Raw genomic sequence first — 20,241 nt, 5'->3', positions numbered from 1 at the left:
TTTTTTATGCCTGGGGATGGCTGTGCAACGCCAGTTGCACCGCACCATCGACGCTCAAGCCGCTGAGCAACACCTCGGGCGCCTGGGCCTCGGGCAGCGCCTGCAAGACTTCATGGGCGTCATGGCGCACCCGTGCCAGCACCAGTTGCTTGCCCTCCCCGCGCACCTGGGCAAAAAAAGCGGCCAGCGCTTCGACGCTGGTGCCGTCGAGGTCGGGGGACTCTTCCAGGCTCAACACCACCGTCTGCGCGGATGACTGACGCATCAGGCGCAGAGCGGCGCCGAGGATGCGCTCGGCATTCGCAAAAAACAGCGCCTCGCTTGGCCGTATGATCAACACGCCGGGAACGGTCAGTGCATCGGCATGGTGTTGACGGTCCACGAAGTCATGAGTGTCGCCCAGGCGCCCAAGCACCTGGATATCCGCCGCCGACATCTGGCGCAACATCAACACCACGCTGATCCCGACCGACAACAACAAGCCATCCAGCACGCCGAGCACCAGCACCGCCGCCACCGCACACACCACCAGCAAACGGTCGCGTCGCCACAGGAAGTAACGCCCCAGGGGCTGCAGGCTCAAACCCCGGCCCAGGGCATAGATGACCACCGCCGCCAACACCGGCTCCGGCGTGAGCGCAACATACGGCAGCACCGTCAACACAATCGCCAGGATCACCAGCGCCGCGACGATCCCCGCCAAACGCGAATAGGCGCCAGCCGCCTCATTCGCCGAGGTCGCCGAATACCCGGCGCCCGTCGGCATGCCGTGGAACAACCCAGACACCAGGTTGGCCGCGCCCAGCGCCAGCAAGTCGCGGTTGGACGACACCCGGTCGCCGTGCTTGAGAGCGAATGAACTGATGGACCCGTAGGACTCTGCGTACAAAATCATGACCAACGCAAACGCCAACTCACCCAGGCGCAGCCAATCGGCAAACGGCAGTACCGGCAAATGCCCCAGCTCCAGGCGCAGGTCGATCAGGCCGATCAGCGCGACGCCGTGGGCCTGCAGGTTCAGGCCCTGGCCGGCAATAACGCCGAGCACGATCACCACCAGCCCGCCGGGCAGGCGCGGAACGCGGGCGCATAACCACAACACCAGCAGGGCCACCGCAGCCACCAGCGCGGCGGGCCAGTTCCAGTTCGGCAACTGCTCCAGCAACTGCGGCAGGAAGCGGATCAGGTTGTTATCGGTCAGTTGGACGCCCACCACACTGGCCAGTTGCTTGAGGATGATGGTCAACGCCAGGCCGAAGGCAAACCCACGCAACACTGGCTTGGCAATAAACGAAGTGACGCCACCGAGCTTGAACAGCCCGGCCAGCAGAAAAAACACGCCAATGATCAGCACCAGCCCGAAGGCCAGGGACAGCCTCAGCGCCGGGTCATCCCCTGCCAGGCTGGCCGTTGCCGCCGCCAACACCGCCGCCGACGACGAAGTCGCCGAGACGATCGCGAAACGACTGGTGCCGAACAGGCCGTAGCACACCAGCCCGGCAAACAAGGCAATCACACCGGCCTGGGGCGGGAGCGCGGCAATGCTGGAATAGGCCACCGCCTCCGGCAACAGCAAACCGGCAATCGATAAGCCGGCAATTATGTCCTGGGTTCGCTTCGACGCAGCGACAACGGGCGTATCGGTTTCAGTGTTCAATCGGCCCCATCCATCCTGGCTAAAAATGTGTTCCAGCTTAGCGCCCATTGCCGTGCGGCGGTTGCGCCGTGTCAGGTTTTCCGAGCGAAAAAAAGGCCGACTCGCCACGCGTGCGAATCGGCCCTGTTCGGTGCAGCGTGCGGTCAGGAGAGCAGCGAGTAAATCAGCGCAGTAATCGCCACCAGGCCGACCGCCGTGACAAACACGTTGGACGCCTGCCCGCGGTACTTGGCCATCGCCGGCACCTTGCGGATCGCGTACATCGGCATCAGGAACAGGATCGACGCAATGATCGGCCCGCCCAATGTCTCGATCATGCGAAGGATGCTCGGATTGAGCGTGGCGACGATCCAGCACACCACCAACATGAAGGCGGCGGTCATGCGGTCCAGGGTCTTCGGTGCCGGACGCCGGCCGGTTTTCGCGACCAGGCCCTTGAGGCCTTCACTGGCGCCGATGTAATGGCCCAGGAACGACTTGGCAATCGCCACGAACGCAATCAGCGGCGCGGCGAAGGCGATGGTCCGGTTGTCGAAGTGGTTGGCCAGGTACGACAGGATCGACAGGTTCTGTGCTTTCGCTTCAGCCAGTTGCGCCGGCGACAGGGTCAGCACGCAACTGAACACGAAGAACAGTACCATCGCCACCATCAACAGGTGCGCGCGCGACAGGATCTGCGAACTGCGCTCATCGGCATGCGCGCCGTACTGGCGCTTCTGGTCCACCGCAAAGGCCGAGATGATCGGCGAATGGTTGAACGAGAACACCATCACCGGAATCGCCAGCCACAAGGTGTTGAGCAACGCCGAAGGCGCCGGGACCACGTTGGCGGTGCTGAGGATGCCACCGTTCCAGTGCGGGATCAGGTACACCGCCAGGAACAGCAAGGCGACGATGAACGGGTACACCATCAGGCTCATGGCCTTGACGATCGCCTGCTCACCGCAACGCACCACGGCCAGCAGGCCGAGGATCAGCACAAACGCCAGGATCGCCCGTGGCGGCGGCATGATGTGCAACTGGTGCTCCATGAAGCTGCCGACGGTATTGGTCAGCGCCACGCTGTAGATCAGCAGGATCGGGAAAATCGCCAGGAAGTACAGCAAGGTGATCAGCGCGCCGGCCTTGACGCCGAAATGCTCTTCGACCACGTCGGTGATGTCGGAACCTTCACGGCCGGACAGCACGAAACGCGTCAGGCCACGGTGGGCAAAGAACGTCATCGGGAAGGCCAGCAGCGCCAGGATCACCAGCGGCCAGAAGCCGCCGAGGCCGGCGTTGATAGGTAGAAACAAAGTGCCGGCACCAATCGCCGTGCCAAACAAGCCAAGCATCCAGGTGGTGTCCTGACGGCTCCAGCTTGTAAGGATTACAGGTGTCGTGACATAGCGTTCGTCGACGCTATTGGCCTGATCATTCATCCAGTCGGATCTCCGCATTTCCACAGCCGGCACGAGTCAGAAAAACCTGACAGGCAGCGCCCCGGCTATAACAGGGGCGCGATTGTCCGGGATTCTTTTAAATAAGCAAAGGCTTAGCTGAGGAATGGTTAAGCGGTGCAGAGGCTCAAGGACGAGGTTGTCGGCTATTTTTTTGCGCGCTTGGCGTGAAGAGCCCCCTGGGTAGTCGCGTGTCAGACGAGTCCCTTGTGGATGCCCGAAATATCGTCACGCCTTATAAGAAGTTGCCTGCGACGCTTGACAGCCAAACTTATGCCCCAGCATGATCGGCCATGAACCTTTTTCAGCAGCACCTCACCCGCACCACCACCACGACCGCTTCTGGCGGGTCGTGCGGTTGCTGTGGGTGCTTGAACTAGACACCTCACGGATTCAACCCAAGGCCCCGCCAGCAATGGACGGGGCCTTTTTATTGCGCCGCCATCCGGCACGCGAAAGGAGCAACACCATGGCTGACGCCCTGCTGATCATCGATATGCAAACCGGCCTGTACGCTGGCCCGGACCACCCCTTCGAACGCGAACGGGTGCTGCAGACCATCAACCAACTGATCGGGCGCGCACGCCACGCCGGCGCACCGATCTTCGTCGCCCGCCACACAGGCCCGGCGGGTTCCGCGATTGCCGCGGGCAGCCCGTATTGGCAGGTGTGGCATGAGCTGGATGTCGATGAGGCGCGTGACCAGTTCTTCAACAAAACCCGGCCCAGTTGTTTCCTCGGCACCGATCTGGCACAGCGACTGCGCGCGATGCAGCTCAATGAGCTGGTGATTGTCGGGATGAAAACCCAGTTCTGCATCGATACCACTTGCCGCGTCGCAGTCGAACTGGGGTTCTCGGTGATACTGCCCGAAGACGGCCACACCTGCATGGACACTGCAACGCTGTCGGCGGCGGCGATCATCGAACATCACAATGCCACGTTGGCCGGGGCGTTTGTGCAACGCGTGAGCGCCGCCGCGATCAGTTTCTGACAACGCAAATACCGTAGGCACGAGCTTGCTGGGCGCGCGTCGCCCTCAACACCTGCAAGCTCGGCCCTACGACGATTTTTCTGCCACGGCAAAGCGATTTTGCTGACAAATCCCGCATACTCTTGCTCTCAAAACCTTCAGGAAGAGCCGTCCGATGACAACCACTGTTCTGGTCCTGGTCGAAACCATCAACGAATACCTGCCCATCATCGAAAGCAATGACTTTCATGTGATCCTGGCACCGACGCCCGCCGAACGCGCCCAGGCCATCAAGGCCCACGGCGGGCAGATCAAGGCCGTACTGACGCGTGGCCCGCTGGGCCTGTATGCCGAAGAAATCGCCGCGCTGCCGTTGCTGGAGATCATCTGCGTGATCGGTGCCGGCTATGAGCATGTCGACCTGCAGGCGGCAAGCAACCGCGGGATCGTGGTGACCAACGGCGCCGGGGTGAACGCGCCTTCGGTGGCGGACCACGCCATGGCCTTGCTGCTGTCATTGGTGCGCGGCATTCCGCAAACGGACGCGGCAGTGCGCCACGGCGAGTGGCCCAAGGTGATGCGACCTTCCCTGGGCGGCAAGCAACTGGGGATTCTCGGCCTCGGCGCGGTGGGCCTGGAGATCGCCAAGCGCGCCGCCCTCGGGTTCGGCATGCAGGTGAGTTACCACAACCGCCAGCCGCGCGATGACGTGGACTACATCTATTGCTCGACCGCCGTAGAGCTGGCACACACCTCGGACTTCCTGATCCTGGCCACGCCCGGCGGCCCGGGCACGCGCCACCTGATCGATCGGCATGCCCTGGATGCATTGGGGCCGAACGGCTACCTGGTGAATATCGGCCGTGGCAGCGTGGTGGTGACCGCCGACCTGGTCGCCGCCCTGGAACAGCGCCGTATCGGCGGCGCGGCACTGGATGTGTTCGACGACGAGCCCAAGGTGCCCGATGCCCTCAAGCGCCTGAGCAATACCGTGCTGACCTCCCATGTGGCCGGGCTGTCGCCGGAAGCCGCCCACGATACGGTGCAGCGGGTGGCCGACAACCTGCTGGAGTACTTCGCCGGCCGGCCGGTGCTGACGCCGGTCGCCTTGCCCCCGCCCGAAAAATGACCGATCAGGCACGCTGATCATCATCCAACACGCGAACCTATTAAGCCGCCCCGACCTTGTGGCCGGGCGGCTGGGCGCATTAGATTAGCCAATAGTCCGAGGCCTTTAGAATAAGCAGAAGGGATAAGCATGGCGCTGAACGACCAATCGACCCAGATCCGCCCAGGCGAAGAACTTGATGCCAGCCTGATCGATCCCTACCTCAAGGCCCATATCCCGGGCCTGAGCGGCACGCTCAAGATCAGCCAGTTCCCCGGCGGCGCGTCCAACCTGACCTACTTGCTGGAATACCCGGGCCAGGAATTCGTGCTGCGCCGCCCGCCGTTCGGGCACAAGGCCAAATCGGCCCATGACATGGGTCGCGAGTTCCGCATTCTCAATCAGCTGAAAGACGGCTTTCCCTACTGCCCCAAGGCCTACGTGCATTGCACCGATGAATCGGTGATCGGCGCCGAGTTCTATGTGATGGAGCGCGTCAACGGCATCATCCTGCGCTCCGACCTGCCGGCCGAACTGGGCCTGGACGCGAGCAAGACCGAAGCGCTGTGCAAAAGCTTTATCGACAAGTTCGTCGAACTGCACCAAGTGGACTACAACGCCTGCGGCCTGGCCGACCTGGGCAAGCCCGAGGGGTACGTGGAACGCCAGATCCGCGGCTGGAGCGACCGCTACGAAAAAGCCCTGACCCCCGACGCACCTCGCTGGGAGGCCGTGCGCGCCTGGCTCAACGACAAGATGCCGGCCGACCATCCCACCTCCAGCATCGTGCATAACGACTACCGCTTCGACAACGTGATCCTCGACCCGCACAACCCGATGCAGATCATCGGCGTGCTGGACTGGGAGTTGACCACCCTCGGCGACCCGCTGATGGACCTGGGCAACACCCTCGCCTACTGGATCGAAGCCGCCGACCCGGCGCCCGTGCAACTGATGCGCCGCCAGCCGAGCAACGCACCGGGCATGCTCACGCGTCGCCAGTTCGTCGACTATTACGCCGAGCGCGCCGGCCTTGAGATCGACAATTTCGACTTCTACTACACCTACGGCCTGTTCCGCCTGGCCGGCATCGTGCAGCAGATCTACTACCGTTTTTTCCATGGACAGACCCAGGACAAACGCTTTGCGCAGTTCATTCAGATGAACAAGCTGCTGGAGCAGATGAGCCTGAATGTCATCGGCAAATCCGCCCTCTGATCGACCGAGCCAAGACCCACAAGGAACCCCCATGTCCAAGACCAACCTGTTCGACCTCGACGGCAAGATCGCTTTTGTCTCCGGCGCCAGCCGTGGCATCGGTGAGGCCATCGCCAAGTTGCTGGCCCAGCAAGGCGCCCACGTGATCGTGTCCAGCCGTAAGCTGGAAGGCTGCCAGCACGTAGCGGATGCGATCATCGCCGACGGCGGCAAGGCCACTGCGGTTGCCTGCCATATCGGTGAAATGGAGCAGATCAGCCAGGTCTTCGCCGGCATCCGCGAGCAGTTCGGCCGCCTGGACATCCTGGTCAACAACGCCGCGACCAACCCGCAATTCTGCAACGTGCTGGACACCGACCTGGGCGCCTTCCAGAAAACCGTGGATGTGAATATTCGCGGCTACTTCTTCATGTCGGTGGAAGCCGGCAAGCTGATGCGCGAAAACGGCGGCGGCAGCATCATCAACGTGGCCTCGATCAACGGCATCTCGCCGGGTGTGTTCCAGGGCATCTACTCGGTGACCAAGGCCGCGGTGATCAACATGACCAAGGTGTTCGCCAAGGAATGCGCCGAATTCGGCATCCGCTGCAACGCCCTGCTGCCAGGCCTGACCGACACCAAGTTCGCCTCGGCGCTGGTGAAGAACGACGCGATCCTGAAAATGGCCCTGGCGCAGATCCCGCTCAAGCGCGTAGCGGACCCGAGTGAGATGGCCGGCGCGGTGCTGTACCTGGCCAGCGATGCATCCAGCTACACCACCGGGGTGTCGCTGAACGTGGACGGTGGTTTCCTGTCCTGACCACATAAGCAGCACAATCCCCAGGTGGGAGCAGGCCCGCTCCCACTTTTTTTATCGCGTTGTCATACAGCCCCTTTGGAGCAAACGTCGCCAGCGAGTAGTCTTGGACCGACTCAGCCCCTCAGGAAAAACATGGAACTGCACGTGATCATCAACGGCCGCAAGGACCTGGCCGAACAGCTTTACCAGCAACTGCGCGAAGCCATCGACTCCGGCCGCCTGGCCGCCGGGGCGCAACTGCCGCCCAGCCGCCTGCTGGCCGCGCAGCTGGGCGTGTCACGCAAGACCGTGTCCGACACCTACGCCACCCTGACCTACGAAGGCCTGCTGGTGGGTAAGATCGGACGCGGCACCTTCGTCAACAGCCGCACTCCGCCGACCGAACGCCTGCAAACCGCCACCGACCTGGCCTGCGCCGCCAACCTGGCGAAGTGGCAGGCACTGCCCTCGCCCATGCATCACCCCACGCGCGACAGTGCCCTGCGCTACGAATTCCTCGGCGGCGCCACCAGCCGCCACCAATTCCCCCAGGACGAATGGCGACGCTGCACCCAGGACGCCCTGCGCCGTATTGCCCAGAACAGTGGCCTCTACAGCCAGACCGAAGGCCTGCCGGCGTTGCGCAGCGCCATCGCCGGGCACATTGCGTTTTCCCGTGGGGTCAAATGCAGCGCCGACGACATCGTGGTCACCAACGGCGCGCAGCAGGCTCTCGACCTGATCGCCCGCGTCGTGCTGGAGCCGGGCAGCATCGTCGCCATGGAAGACCCCGGCTACACCCCGGCGCGCCAGTTGTTCATGGCGATGGGGGCAAACGTCATCGGGGTGCCCGTCGACGATCAGGGCATTCAGGTCGAGCGGATCCCCGACGGTGCGCGGCTGATCTATGTGACACCGTCCCACCAGTTCCCCCTCGGCATGCCCATGAGCCAGGCACGCCGCGAAGCCTTGCTGGCCCGTGCGTTCGAGCTGGGGGCGATGGTTATCGAAGACGACTACGACAGCGAATTCCGTTACGAAGGCCGTCCCACCGACTCCCTGCAAAACATGGACACCCGAGGCGTGGTGACTTACGTCGGCACCTTCTCCAAAACCCTGCTGCCGGAGTTGCGCCTGGGCTATGCGGTACTGCCGCCAGCCCTATATGGCGCGGTGCTCAAGGCCAAGCAATTGACCGATCAACACAGCTCCACCTTGCCGCAATGGGCGTTGGCCAAGTTCATCAGCGAAGGCTATCTGCTCAAGCATATTCGCCGCTGCCACAGCGTGTATGCCGGGCGCCGCGAGCGCATCCTGCAGCGCCTGGCGGGCGACCTGGCGCCGTGGTTCGAAGCGGTGCCCACCGTGGCCGGCTTTCATATGGCGGCCCTGTGCAAGGTGCCGGTGAATATTGCGTTGTTGATGCAGCTGGCACGCCAGGTCGACGTGGGCCTGTACCCGCTCGACGTGTTTTTTCACGACACGCCGGTACGCCCGGGCCTGATCATCGGCTTCGGCGCGATCGAAACCCTGGACATCGACCCGGCCCTGGACAAGGTGCGCGACATTCTCCAGCAGATTGGCTAGAGGTTTTTCGGCTGGATTGGTCATTGGTCGGCGGGAGCACGCGGCGTAGGGTGAAGACCTCTCGAACGACTCGGAAACTCGCCATGAAACGCTCACTCGCAACCGCCCTGATACTGGCCTCGTTCAGTGCCTTCGCCCATGAACCGGTGTACAACCAGGAGTCGATCAAGGTTCTGCAAGAGCACGCCCTGAGCAACGTGCCCGGCAAGAAAACCATCATGCTGAGCGTCGATTACGCTGCGGGCCAGGCCACCGTGCCCCACAGCCATACCGGCACTGCCGTGGCTTACGTGCTGGAGGGCGCCATCACGTCGCGGGTCAACGATGAACCGGCGATCACCTACACGGCCGGCCAGTCATTCTACGAACCGGCGGGCTCGCGGCACTTCGAGTCGAGCAATGCCAGCCAGACCCGACCGGCGAAACTGCTGGTGGTGATGGTGCTGGATGACAAGGCTGAGGTGCTCACCCCTCTGGCGCACGAATAGCACCGCTGCGAGACTCAAGGGCGATTGAATCGACGGCGCAGTGCTTCGATCGGCTCGCGGCAGGCGCAACCTTCAAGATGGTCATTGACCATCCCCGTCGCCTGCATCAACGCATACATCGTGGTCGGCCCCACGTAGGTCCACCCGCGTTTCTTCAAGGCCTTCGACAAGCGCACCGAAGCCGGTGATGTCGGGTTGGCGGTCCAATACGCCAGATCCACCCGCGTCGGGCGCTCGTCTGGCGTCGGTTCGAACGACCATAGCCATTTCGCCAACGAACCGCTTTCCGCCACCAACTCGCACGCCCTGCGCGCATTGTTGAGGGTCGAGACGATCTTCGCGCGGTTGCGCACAATGCCAGGGTCAGCCATCAGGCGTTCGATATCCGCTTCGCCGTACTGCGCCACACGGCGGAAATCAAAACCGTCGAACGCCCGCCGAAAATGCTCGCGCTTGCGCAGGATGGTGATCCACGCCATCCCCGCCTGAAACCCCTCCAGGCAAATCTTCTCGTACAACTGAATGTCATCCGCCACCGGCACGCCCCATTCATGGTCGTGGTAGTGCGGATATTCCGGCGCAGCGGTACGCCAACTGCAATGGGTCAGCCCTGCGTCGTTGGTGCTCAGTCCTGGTTTGTCCATCCGTCACCTCGCGTACTCAGCGGCGGATGATAAGCGAAAAAATTTGCGCCCCGTCAACCGCTCAAGCACCGCCCTCGCAGAGCAACTGGTCAGACCGCAACCGGACAAGCCGCGAAAATCACTTGTGACCTGGAAAAAACCCAGCGTAGACTGGCCACGCACTGGACTTACCGGTATGACCACAACAATTAAGCCTTGGACCCACCAGGGCACCGAATAGAGATCCCTCCCATGTTCAGATGGTGCTCGCGTTCGATTTTCCTGCAAGTCGTGATCGGTCTGATGCTCGGCATCCTCTGCGGCCTGGCCCTTCCCGAATTCTCCTCGCAACTCAAACCCCTGGGTGACGGTTTCATCAAACTGATCAAGATGTTGATTGGCCTGATCGTGTTCTGCGTGGTGGTCAGCGGTATCTCCGGCGCCGGCGACTTGAAAAAGGTCGGGCGCATCGGCCTCAAGTCGGTGATCTATTTCGAAGTGCTGACCACCGTCGCCCTGGTGATCGGCCTGCTCATGGCCTTCAGCACCGGCATCGGCAGCGGTGCGAATATCCACCTGGAGCAATTGTCCTCCGCCGGCTTGCATGAACTGGCCGACAAGGGCCAACACATCAAGGGCACCAGCCAGTTCCTGATGGACCTGATCCCCAACTCGGTGATCGGTGCGTTTGCCGACAACAACGTGCTGCAAGTGCTGCTGTTCTCGGTGCTGTTCGGCAGCGCCTTGAACCTGGTGGGTGAAGCGGCGTCGGGCATTTCGCGGCTGATCAACGAGCTGAGTCACGTGATCTTCCGCATCATGGGCATGATCGTGCGCCTGGCGCCGATCGGCGTGTTCGGCGCGATCGCCTTTACCACCAGCACCTACGGCCTGGACTCACTGCAGCACCTGGGCAGCCTGGTAGGCCTGTTCTACCTGACCTGCTTTATGTTTGTCGGGGTGATCCTCGGCCTGGTGATGCGCCTGTCCGGCCTGCGCATGCTGCCGCTGCTCAAGTACCTGCGCGAAGAGCTGCTGATCGTGATGGGCACCGCCTCGTCCGACGCGGTGCTGCCACAGATCATGCGTAAACTGGAACACTTGGGCATCGGCAGTTCCACCGTGGGCCTGGTGATTCCGACAGGCTATTCGTTCAACCTCGACGGTTTCTCGATCTATCTGACCCTGGCCATCGTGTTTATCGCCAACGCTACCGGCACACCGCTGTCGATGACCGACTTGCTGACCATCCTGCTGGTATCGTTGATCACCTCCAAGGGCGCCCATGGCATTCCGGGGTCGGCGCTGGTGATTCTGGCGGCGACACTCACGGCCATCCCGGCGATTCCGGTGGTCGGCCTGGTGCTGGTATTGGCGGTGGATTGGTTCATGGGCATCGGCCGTGCATTGACCAACCTGATCGGCAACTGCGTCGCCACCGTGGCCATTGCGCGCTGGGAAAAAGACATCGATATCCAGCGCGCCAACAAGGTACTCGCCGGCCAGCAGGGTTATGCGTTCCAGGCTAAAAAGCCGGTAGTGCCCGCGCACCAGGAGTTCTGACCCATTGGCATGAGCGACACAGATCACCAGTGGGAGGGGGCTTGCTCCCTCCCACACTCAATCGTCGCCTTTGTGGCAATTGTATTCGCAACATCAAGGAGCAATCGACGTGGTCACCCCCTCAACCGTCGTCAATTCAGTCGTAGAAAAACTCCGCGCCTCCCTGGCGCGGGGCCAGTGGCGGCGCGGTGAAATGCTGCCCGGTCAGCGTGAACTGGCCGAACAGCTGGGCATCAGCCGCCCCAGCCTGCGTGAAGCCGTGATCGTGCTGGAAACCCTCGGCCTGGTGCGCTCGATGCCCGGCAAAGGCGTGGTGGTGCTCGAAACCCACGTCAACGAGGCGCAATCGAGTGACGCCGTGGCCGACGCCAGCCTCGAAGATATCCTGCAACTGCGCTACACCCTCGAACCGTTTATTGTCGGCCTGGTAGCCCAATCCATCAGCAGCAAAGAGGTTGGCCAACTGCGCCTGACCCTGATGGACATGCGCGAAGCCCTCGACGCTGGCGACGCCGAAGCCGGGATGAATGCCTACATTGCCTTCCACGAAGAACTGTTCGCCCTCACCTCCAACCCGATCTTCCAGAACGTGGTGCAACAAACCAGCAACGCTCTCAAGCAAAGCGCACAGGTGCTGCGCAACTCCCCGGAACACCTGGCAGAACGCCTGCATGAAAACGATGCCGTGGTGCGCGCCATCCGCAACAAGAACAGCGCCCTGGCCAGTGCCGAAATGCGCAAGCACATCCTCCAGGAAGGCCTGCGCATGGGCATTCGCTTGACCATCCCGGACGACCATCTGGGCAGTTGATTTTTGGAGACCGGCCATGACCGCCCACGCCTTGCCACGCGACCTGCCCATCACCGGCCTGCCCGCCATGTGCCTGGTGGCCGGTAAAAAGCCCTCGGTGAATGACATCTACCCACGGCTGTTCGACGCCATTCTCGAACAGCGCATCGCCCCGTCCACCCGGTTGACCGAGGAAAGCCTGGGCCAAACCTTCGGAGTGAGCCGCAGCGTGATTCGCCGGGTGTTGGCCAAGTTGTCGCACCAGCACGTGATCATCCTGCGCCCCAACCAGCGCGCCCAGGTAGCCGCACCGGATGCCCAGCAGACGCGGCAGATTCTGGAAGCGCGGCGGTTGACGGAGATCACGGTGGTACAACTGGCCTGCGCCCAGGCCACACCGATGCAGATCCGCCAGTTGCGCGAGTTGATTGCCCGCGAGCGTGATTGTATTGAACGCGACCAGCGTGGGCCGGCGATTCGCTTGTCGGGGGAGTTTCATCTGCAATTGGCGGCGATGGCGGGGAATGCGCCGTTGGCGCAGTTTCTCAACAGCCTGGTGCCGTTGACGTCGCTGATCATTGCCCAGTACGAGGCGCAAGCCAGCAGCTATTGTGCGTGGCAGGAGCATGTGGCGATTGTCGATGCCATCGAGCAACGGGCCTCTGGCATTGCGGTGAACTTGATGACCCGGCACCTGGATCACCTGGAGACCCGACTACTCAAGCACCACTGATCCCAAGTCGATGGTGCTCACAATGAAGAAGGGGGCTTGCCCCCGATAGTGGTGGATCAGTCATACAGGTGTTGACTGATCCATCGCTATCGGGGGCAAGCCCCCTCCCACAGTTGTTTACCGCTCGATCAAACCGATGCCAGCACCGACTGACCGCTCAACGCCAGGTCCAGCAACTCACGGTTGGCCACCGCGTACATGGCGTAGTCCGTGCCGACCGCGGCACGGATTTCCACCATCATTGCGCGCCAGCGATCGGCCATGTCCTGGTGCTGCTCAAGCCACAGGGCCACGCGGGCTTCCATGTCTTGTGGCGCTTCGGCCATTTGCAGTACGGAAATGGTGATCGCCCGTTGCTGCCAGTCCACGTCGTCGCGGAAGGCTTCGCGGGCCTGGGCCTGCCAGTTGTTGGCGACCGGCAGATCGCTGATCTGCTGCAGGTACCATGGCAAGTCCAGGGCGCTGCCGACGGCGAAGTAGGCCTTGGCCACTTCGGCGGCGTCATGCCCGGTCACGTCGGCGGCTTCGATGATCGGCAGCAAGGTGTACAGGTGCGTCGTGCCTGCAACCATGCGTGCCAACAACTCCGGTACGCCGGCTTCGGTGTAGGCCTGGTAACGGGTCTGCCAGCCTTCGCGGGTCGGGCCTTCGAGCAGTTCGTCGAGTTTGAGACCCAGTGCGGCCAGGTGCGGACCGAAGTGCGCGGTGTCACGCCCGGCATCCTGCTCGTTGCGACGGCTGCGCAGGAACCAGCGCGTGGCACGACGGCCCAGGCGCATCAGCTCGTCCATCAGCTCCAGTTGCACGTCGGCGGAGACCTGATGGTCCAGGGCTTCGATCTGACGGAACCAGTGCGGGAGATGGAAAATGTCGCGCACGATCACATAGGCGCCCGCCACGTTGGCCGGGCTCATGCCGGTCGACTCTTTGAGCCGCTGCACAAAGGTGATGCCCATGTGGTTGACCAGGTCGTTGGCGATCTGGGTGCTGACGATCTCGCGCTTCAGACGGTGGCGACGCATCGCCTCGCCGAACTTGGCCACCAGGCTCGGTGGGAACGCGGTCTCCATGTCACGGGTCAGGTACTCGTCATCCGGCACCTGCGACTTGAGCAGGGCTTCCTTGAGGTCGATCTTGCTGTACGAGATCAGCACCGACAGCTCCGGACGGGTCAGGCCCTTGCCGGTGGCGGCGCGTTCGGTGAGCTGCTCCTCGGTCGGCAGATACTCGATGGCGCGGTCCAGCTTGCCACGGCTTTCCAGGTCGCTCATCAGGCGTTTGTACTCGGCGGCACGCTCGTAGGCACGGCGGGCGGCCAGGGACAGGGCCTGGGTCTGCTTGTAGTTGTTGCCCAACACCAGGCTGCCGACTTCGTCGGTCATGCTCGCCAGCAACTGGTTGCGTTGCTTGTCGGTCATGTCGCCGGCCTGCACCACTTCGTTGAGCAGGATCTTGATGTTCACTTCGTGGTCGGAGCAGTCCACGCCGCCGGCGTTGTCGATGAAGTCGGTGTTCGAACCGCCGCCATTGAGGCCGAATTCCACACGCCCCAGTTGGGTCATGCCGAGGTTACCGCCCTCGCCCACCACCTTGCAGCGCAACTCGTTGCCGTTGACGCGCAGGGCGTCGTTGGCCTTGTCGCCCACATCGGCATGGCTTTCGGTGCTGGCCTTGACGTAAGTGCCGATACCGCCGTTCCACAACAGGTCCACCGGCGCCTTGAGCAAGGCGTTCAGCAGTTCGGTCGGAGTCAGTTTGTCAGCCTGGATGTCGAAGCGTTCTTTCATCTGCGCCGAGATGGCAATGCTCTTCGCGCTGCGCGAGAAGATACCGCCGCCTTCGGACATGATGCTGGTGTCGTAGTCGCTCCACGCCGAACGCGGCAGCTCGAACATGCGCTGACGCTCGACGAAGCTGGTCGCCGGGTTCGGGTTCGGGTCGATGAAGATATGCAGGTGGTTGAAGGCCGCGACCAGTTGCAGCTTGTCGGACATCAACAGGCCGTTACCGAACACGTCGCCGGCCATGTCGCCGACGCCGACCACGGTGATGCTGTCTTCCTGCACGTTGATGCCGCGCTCACGGAAGTGACGCTGCACACCGACCCACGCGCCCTTGGCGGTGATGCCCATTTTCTTGTGGTCGTAACCGGCCGAACCGCCGGAGGCGAATGCATCGCCGAGCCAGAAGCCGTAGTCGATGGCGATACCGTTGGCGATGTCGGAGAAGGTCGCAGTGCCCTTGTCCGCCGCGACCACCAGGTACGGGTCATCGCCGTCATGCCGCACGACGTTGACCGGCGGCACCAGGGCGCCATCCTTGAGGTTGTCGGTGATATCCAACAGGCCGGAAATGAAGATGCGGTAGCAGGCGATGCCCTCGGCCGCGATCTCGTCGCGGCTGCCGCCCAGCGGCAAACGGCGCGGCAGGAAGCCGCCCTTGGCGCCCACCGGCACGATCACCGAGTTCTTCACTTGCTGGGCTTTTACCAGGCCGAGCACTTCGGTGCGGAAGTCTTCTTCACGGTCGGACCAGCGCAGGCCGCCGCGCGCGACATTACCGAAGCGCAGGTGGACACCCTCGACCCGTGGCGAGTAGACGAAGATTTCAAACTTCGGCACTGGCTTGGGCAGCTCGGGAATGGCCCGCGGGTCGAACTTGAAGCTGAAGTACGCCTTGTTCTGGCCGTTGGCGTCGGTCTGGTAGAAGTTGGTGCGCAGGGTGGCCTTGATCAGGTCGAGGTAGCGACGCAGGATGCGGTCTTCGTTGAGCACCTGAACCTCGTCCAGGGCGCTGAGGATCGCTTGTTCCAGGCGTTGCTGCTTGTCTTCCAGGTCGTCGGCGGTGAGCTTGCGCGCCAGGTAGAAGCGCGTCTTGAACAACCGGGTCAACTCGCGGGCGATGTCGGTGTGGTTGTTCAGGGTGCTGGCGATGTAACCCAGGTCGAAGCCCAGGCGGATCTGTTTCATGTAACGCGCGTAGGCACGCAGCAGCGCCACGTCGCGCCACGGCAGGCCGGCGGTGAGTACCAGGCGGTTGAACGCATCGTTCTCGGCATCGCCGTGGACGATATGCACGAACGCGTCCTGCAGGGTGTCGTTGAGCTGCTGGATATCCAGGTTCACGCCTTCGGCGGCAATGAACGCGAAATCATGGATCCAGAACTCACGGCCATTGGCATGACGCAGGCGGTACGGGAATTCACCCAGCACGCGCAGGCCGAGGTTTTCCAGGATCGGCAATACGTCGGACAGCGCCAGCGGGGTGTCGGCATGGTAGAGCTTGCAATGCAGCTCACGCTGGCCGGACACCTGGCCCAGCGGCTGATAGAAGCTCATCACCAACGGGTTGGCTTCGGTGAGGCTGAGCAAGTGCTGCATGTCGACCACCGCCGAATGCGCAGCAAAACGCTCGCGGTAGCCGGCCGGGAAGCCTTTCGGGAAATCCGCCAGCACGTTGGTGCCGTGGGCTTCGCCGAAGCTTTCGACCACCAGGCTGGAATAGTCGTCCTGCCAGCTGCGGCAGGCCTGCACCACTTCTTTTTCCAGTTGCAGCGGGTCGATGTCCAGGCGGTTCTTCGGGTCGACCCGCAGAATCAGTTGCACACGGGCCAGCACGGACTCGGAGAAGAACGTCCAGAATTCGCAGTCCGAGGCTTTCAGGCGATCCATCAGCACTTGCTGGATCTTCTGGCGCACTTCGGTGGAATAGATATCGCGCGGCACGTAGGCCAGGCAGTAGCAGAAACGCCCGTAGGGGTCTTTGCGCAGGAACACGCGGATCTTGTTGCGTTCCTGGATCTGCACGATCGACATCACGGTGCTGAACAGCTCGTCGACCGGGGTCTGGAACAGGTCGTCACGCGGCAGTACTTCGACCACCTGCGCCAGTTCCTTGCCCAGGTGCGCCTTGGCCTGGAAGCCCGAGCGGCGTTCGATTTCCGCGACCTTGCGGCGGATATAAGGAATCACCCGCACGCTTTCGCCATACACCGACGAGGTGTACAGGCCCATGAAGCGGCATTCCTTGATGACCTTGCCGTCGGCGTCGATCTCGCGGATCGACACGTAGTCCGGATAAGCCGGGCGATGCACGCGGCTCGGGTGTGCGGCCTTGGCGAACGACAACACGGTCGGCTCGCGCAGGTAGGACACGGCGTAGTCTTCGATGCGCAGGTCGTCGGCGGTAAGGCCGGCGCGCAGCAGCTTGGTCAGACCGAGGAAGGAGCCGGCGTCATATTCGATATGACCACCGTCCGCCTCGTCACGTACCACGAACTCTTCATAGCCGAGGAAGGTGAAGTGGTTGCCCACCAGCCATTCCAGGAAGTTCTTGATCTCGGCTTGTTCTTCGCCGTCGATGCTGAACCGGCTGGCGTCGATACCGACCAGCAGTTCCTGGACCTTGGCTTTCATCGGCTCGAAATCGGCCACGGCCACGCGCACTTCGCCCAGTACCTGCTCCAGCTCTTTGCTCAGCACGTTCAGTTCGGCGGCGTTGGCGCAGCGGTCGATTTCCAGGTACATCAGCGATTCTTGCTGGATGCCTTCGCCCTGGGTGCCCTTGGCCAGAATTTCCAGCAATTCGCCCTTGCTGCCACGGCGCGTGCTGAGCACGGTGGTTTGCAGGGTGTGGATGCTGTAGCCGCGGCGGTTCAGCTCGGTACGCACCGAGTCCACCAGAAATGGCAGGTCATGGTGCAGCACTTCGACCGCGGTGTGGGTCGACTGCCAACCATGACGTTCGTAATCGGGGTTGTAGACCCGCACCTGGGGTTCGGTGTGGTCGAAGCGCTCAAGCAGGCGCCAGGCAGACAGGGTGCAACCGGCCAGGTCGGAAAGGCGACGTTGGGTCAGTTCGTCCAGGGAAATGATGCCGAAAAATTGTTCAGCGAACAGCGCCACTTGTGGCAGTGCCTGTTCACTGATGTGCTGCGCCAGTGCCGCTTGCAGTTGATGCTGGAAGTCGGCCTTGCTGGCTGCGGTGAAGAACGCCATCTGTGGTACTCCGCTTGGGCTTGTTATTGATGGAAGCGTCGCGTGTTATCCCCTTGCGGGGAGACCGTCAGCCCTGTTCGCAGGTAACGATACAAGCACCATAAACGAATCAGGGTGACAGGTGGGTGAAGCTGGACAAGACGATCAGGTCACATACAACTTCCATTGGACATACACCTTGCCAGGCGACGGTGTGACGGGCAGGTCAGGCTCCCAGCAGTGAGCACATCCGTTGCGCAGCTTAACGAGAGTAGGAAGACAGCTGCTTGCGGCGCTGCGACATATTCGGTCATCGGCTGGCAACGAAGGGTTGCACAAAGGGCAACCACACACACCGAACTACAAAAAAGCCGGTCACCGGCGCTGATTTCAAGCCAATGATAGCTAACACACGCGAAGCCCGTCGGCACATACCTACGGCACATCAAGCAAGGGACCTCAAACATCAGGGAACTTTTCCTGCGCCAACCGCCAATCAAAAAAACACAGGGAGCGTGGTTTACCGACCGCCATCCATTGCAGGCCCGTCATGATTACGCCAACAGCACCCTCGCCCATCATTTCGCACCCCACCTCGTCACCGGATAACACCAATCCGCCGATTTCGTTCGCCGACAGCGGCGTATATTCTGCGCAATGGGATAAATATAACCAGGCGGCCCCCAGGCCACAGCCGACAGGCGTGCCGCCGTTTAGATAGTCAACCTATAAAAAAGGCAAAATCGTTGTGCTCAAGCCATGATGCACTGATGAAATTCACACCGACATAAATATGGCGGCAGTGGCAAAATCCCCCTTTTGCGGCCAATAAACCCATAGGACTGCCATGCAATTGATCACTACCAACCTGATCGCCAACCCATGTGACGAAGAAGAAGACAACATGGCCATGCTCTGCTGCCATAGCGCTAAGGGCGAGATGTTCATACTGGCCCGTTACCCGGATGAAGACGAGGTGGAGCTGACCTGGGACGACGAACCATCGACCCTCGAGGGCCTGAAGGTCACGCTGAGTGACAGCACGTTGCTGATTGAGCTGGCGGCAGGCGATGCCGATGCGCTGGGCGGCAAGGATCACTTGGAGATTCTGCACAGCACCGCCCCTGAGGATATGGCTGAAGTTGAAGAAACCCTGCAGAACATTCTCAGGGGCACAGGCACTTATATCCGTGCCTGAGGCTACTGACACACAAAATTCCTACACGTTTTGCGAAAAATACCCCGCGCGCCGTTAGTCGCCGCCCCCCCCGATGCATTAAAGTAAGCCCCCCAGGCCCGGCGTTTTTTCTCGACGCTCGGGCTCATCTCTCCAGGAACCGTCATCGATGGAACATCGTGAAGCGCTGCTTGCGCTGCGAACCTTTCTTTCTACGCAGATTCTCGGCCAGGAAAAACTCATCGAGCGCCTGCTGATCGCCTTGCTTGCCGACGGCCATATGCTGGTGGAAGGCGCTCCGGGCCTGGCCAAGACCAAGGCCATCAAGGAGTTGGCCGAAGGCATCGAAGCGCAGTTCCATCGTATCCAGTTCACCCCCGACCTGTTGCCCGCCGACATCACCGGCACTGAAATCTATCGCCCCGAAACCGGCAGCTTCGTATTCCAGCAGGGGCCGATCTTCCACAACCTGGTGCTGGCGGACGAAATCAACCGCGCCCCGGCCAAGGTGCAGTCGGCCTTGCTCGAAGCCATGGCCGAGCGCCAGGTCAGTGTGGGTCGCAGTACTTACGAGCTGTCGCCGCTGTTTCTGGTGATGGCCACGCAAAACCCCATCGAGCAGGAAGGCACCTACCCGCTGCCCGAAGCCCAGCTCGACCGTTTCCTGATGCACGTCAAGATCGGTTTCCCAGACGCGGCCGTCGAGCGGCGCATCCTGCAGCAGGCCCGTGGCGAGGCGCTCAACGGTGAAACCAAGCCTGAACGCCGCGTCAGCCAACAGGCGATCTTTGCCGCGCGCAAGGAAATCCTCGGGTTGTACATGGCCGATGCGGTGGAGGAATACCTGGTGCAATTGGTCATGGCCACGCGCACCCCGGCCAAATTCGACCCGGAAATGGCCGAGTGGATTGCCTATGGCGCCAGCCCCCGTGGCTCGATCGCCCTCGACCGCTGCGCCCGCGCCCACGCCTGGCTGGCCGGGCGAGACTTTGTCAGCCCGGAAGACATCCAGGCGGTGCTGTTCGACGTGCTGCGCCATCGCATCATTCTGTCGTTCGAAGCCGAAGCCGCCGGGATCGACCAGGACCGCGTGGTACAACGCATTCTCGACGTCGTAGCCGTCGCTTGAAA

The 20,241-nt window shown here is 62.0% G+C and carries 15 protein-coding genes; 11 read left to right on the top strand and 4 right to left on the bottom strand.

Annotated features, from left to right (window positions below; all coding sequences use genetic code 11):
- Nucleotides 1–4: 4 nt before the first annotated feature.
- Complete coding sequence (locus MOQ67_RS14855) at nucleotides 5–1,657, bottom strand: SulP family inorganic anion transporter (protein ID WP_126585575.1); 1,653 nt, start codon at nucleotides 1,655–1,657, stop codon at nucleotides 5–7.
- A 143-nt stretch (nucleotides 1,658–1,800) separates the two neighbouring features.
- A complete protein-coding gene (locus MOQ67_RS14850) occupies nucleotides 1,801–3,078 on the bottom strand; it encodes a serine/threonine transporter (RefSeq protein WP_057004649.1) in 1,278 nt (425 codons plus the stop codon).
- 487 nt (nucleotides 3,079–3,565) lie between these two features.
- On the opposite strand from MOQ67_RS14850, the gene MOQ67_RS14845 reads away from it, so the two are divergent.
- The 6 genes from MOQ67_RS14845 (at nucleotide 3,566) to MOQ67_RS14820 (ending at nucleotide 9,248) form a co-directional block, all read left to right on the top strand.
- On the top strand, nucleotides 3,566–4,090 hold the full coding sequence (locus MOQ67_RS14845; protein ID WP_104903313.1) for a cysteine hydrolase family protein: 525 nt from the start codon (nucleotides 3,566–3,568) through the stop codon (nucleotides 4,088–4,090).
- 154 nt (nucleotides 4,091–4,244) lie between these two features.
- Nucleotides 4,245–5,198, top strand: coding sequence for a 2-hydroxyacid dehydrogenase (locus MOQ67_RS14840; protein ID WP_017846472.1), 954 nt, complete (start codon nucleotides 4,245–4,247; stop codon nucleotides 5,196–5,198).
- Nucleotides 5,199–5,327: 129 nt separating this feature from the next.
- Nucleotides 5,328–6,395, top strand: a complete 1,068-nt coding sequence (locus tag MOQ67_RS14835; RefSeq protein ID WP_017846473.1) for a phosphotransferase family protein — start codon at nucleotides 5,328–5,330, stop codon at nucleotides 6,393–6,395.
- 31 nt (nucleotides 6,396–6,426) lie between these two features.
- A complete protein-coding gene (locus tag MOQ67_RS14830) occupies nucleotides 6,427–7,194 on the top strand; it encodes an SDR family oxidoreductase (RefSeq protein WP_017846474.1) in 768 nt (255 codons plus the stop codon).
- A gap of 132 nt (nucleotides 7,195–7,326) precedes the next feature.
- A complete protein-coding gene (gene pdxR, locus MOQ67_RS14825; protein ID WP_046490964.1) occupies nucleotides 7,327–8,760 on the top strand; it encodes a MocR-like pyridoxine biosynthesis transcription factor PdxR in 1,434 nt (477 codons plus the stop codon).
- A gap of 83 nt (nucleotides 8,761–8,843) precedes the next feature.
- Nucleotides 8,844–9,248 (top strand): cupin domain-containing protein, encoded by a 405-nt coding sequence (locus tag MOQ67_RS14820; protein ID WP_017846476.1) that lies wholly within the window; start codon nucleotides 8,844–8,846, stop codon nucleotides 9,246–9,248.
- A gap of 14 nt (nucleotides 9,249–9,262) precedes the next feature.
- Here MOQ67_RS14820 and MOQ67_RS14815 read toward each other — a convergent pair whose 3' ends face one another.
- The gene (locus MOQ67_RS14815; RefSeq protein ID WP_169865334.1) at nucleotides 9,263–9,892 is read right to left on the bottom strand and encodes a DNA-3-methyladenine glycosylase I; all 630 of its coding nucleotides are present in this window, start codon (nucleotides 9,890–9,892) and stop codon (nucleotides 9,263–9,265) included.
- A gap of 216 nt (nucleotides 9,893–10,108) precedes the next feature.
- Between MOQ67_RS14815 and MOQ67_RS14810 the strand changes: the two genes are divergently transcribed.
- The 3 genes from MOQ67_RS14810 to MOQ67_RS14800 all read left to right on the top strand — a co-directional run bounded on the left by MOQ67_RS14810 (nucleotide 10,109) and on the right by MOQ67_RS14800 (nucleotide 12,957).
- Complete coding sequence (locus MOQ67_RS14810; protein ID WP_173677810.1) at nucleotides 10,109–11,434, top strand: C4-dicarboxylate transporter DctA; 1,326 nt, start codon at nucleotides 10,109–10,111, stop codon at nucleotides 11,432–11,434.
- Between the two features lie 109 nt (nucleotides 11,435–11,543).
- Entirely contained in the window at nucleotides 11,544–12,245 is a 702-nt protein-coding gene (locus MOQ67_RS14805; protein ID WP_198718219.1) for a FadR/GntR family transcriptional regulator, read from the top strand.
- Nucleotides 12,246–12,261: 16 nt separating this feature from the next.
- Complete coding sequence (locus tag MOQ67_RS14800; RefSeq protein ID WP_017846480.1) at nucleotides 12,262–12,957, top strand: GntR family transcriptional regulator; 696 nt, start codon at nucleotides 12,262–12,264, stop codon at nucleotides 12,955–12,957.
- A 128-nt stretch (nucleotides 12,958–13,085) separates the two neighbouring features.
- On the opposite strand, the gene MOQ67_RS14795 is transcribed toward MOQ67_RS14800, so the two are convergent.
- Complete coding sequence (locus MOQ67_RS14795) at nucleotides 13,086–17,954, bottom strand: NAD-glutamate dehydrogenase (protein ID WP_017846481.1); 4,869 nt, start codon at nucleotides 17,952–17,954, stop codon at nucleotides 13,086–13,088.
- An 826-nt stretch (nucleotides 17,955–18,780) separates the two neighbouring features.
- Between MOQ67_RS14795 and MOQ67_RS14790 the strand changes: the two genes are divergently transcribed.
- Together MOQ67_RS14790 and MOQ67_RS14785 are read left to right on the top strand one after the other, a co-directional pair.
- Nucleotides 18,781–19,131, top strand: coding sequence for a hypothetical protein (locus MOQ67_RS14790; protein WP_079444019.1), 351 nt, complete (start codon nucleotides 18,781–18,783; stop codon nucleotides 19,129–19,131).
- Nucleotides 19,132–19,279: 148 nt separating this feature from the next.
- Entirely contained in the window at nucleotides 19,280–20,239 is a 960-nt protein-coding gene (locus MOQ67_RS14785) for an AAA family ATPase (protein WP_003218556.1), read from the top strand.
- Nucleotides 20,240–20,241 lie beyond the last annotated feature (2 nt).

Source organism: Pseudomonas sp. LY-1 (assembly GCF_053502595.1).
This window is presented reverse-complemented; position numbering and strand designations above follow the sequence as displayed.

Bases quoted from the DNA above. Each gene is read 5' to 3' on its own strand.
- MOQ67_RS14850 (WP_057004649.1), bottom strand. From the start codon at position 3,078: ATGAATGATCAGGCCAATAGCGTCGACGAACGCTATGTCACGACACCT.
- MOQ67_RS14845 (WP_104903313.1), top strand. From the start codon at position 3,566: ATGGCTGACGCCCTGCTGATCATCGATATGCAAACCGGCCTGTACGCT.
- MOQ67_RS14840 (WP_017846472.1), top strand. From the start codon at position 4,245: ATGACAACCACTGTTCTGGTCCTGGTCGAAACCATCAACGAATACCTG.
- MOQ67_RS14835 (WP_017846473.1), top strand. From the start codon at position 5,328: ATGGCGCTGAACGACCAATCGACCCAGATCCGCCCAGGCGAAGAACTT.
- MOQ67_RS14830 (WP_017846474.1), top strand. From the start codon at position 6,427: ATGTCCAAGACCAACCTGTTCGACCTCGACGGCAAGATCGCTTTTGTC.
- pdxR (WP_046490964.1), top strand. From the start codon at position 7,327: ATGGAACTGCACGTGATCATCAACGGCCGCAAGGACCTGGCCGAACAG.
- MOQ67_RS14820 (WP_017846476.1), top strand. From the start codon at position 8,844: ATGAAACGCTCACTCGCAACCGCCCTGATACTGGCCTCGTTCAGTGCC.
- MOQ67_RS14815 (WP_169865334.1), bottom strand. From the start codon at position 9,892: ATGGACAAACCAGGACTGAGCACCAACGACGCAGGGCTGACCCATTGC.
- MOQ67_RS14800 (WP_017846480.1), top strand. From the start codon at position 12,262: ATGACCGCCCACGCCTTGCCACGCGACCTGCCCATCACCGGCCTGCCC.
- MOQ67_RS14795 (WP_017846481.1), bottom strand. From the start codon at position 17,954: ATGGCGTTCTTCACCGCAGCCAGCAAGGCCGACTTCCAGCATCAACTG.
- MOQ67_RS14790 (WP_079444019.1), top strand. From the start codon at position 18,781: ATGCAATTGATCACTACCAACCTGATCGCCAACCCATGTGACGAAGAA.
- MOQ67_RS14785 (WP_003218556.1), top strand. From the start codon at position 19,280: ATGGAACATCGTGAAGCGCTGCTTGCGCTGCGAACCTTTCTTTCTACG.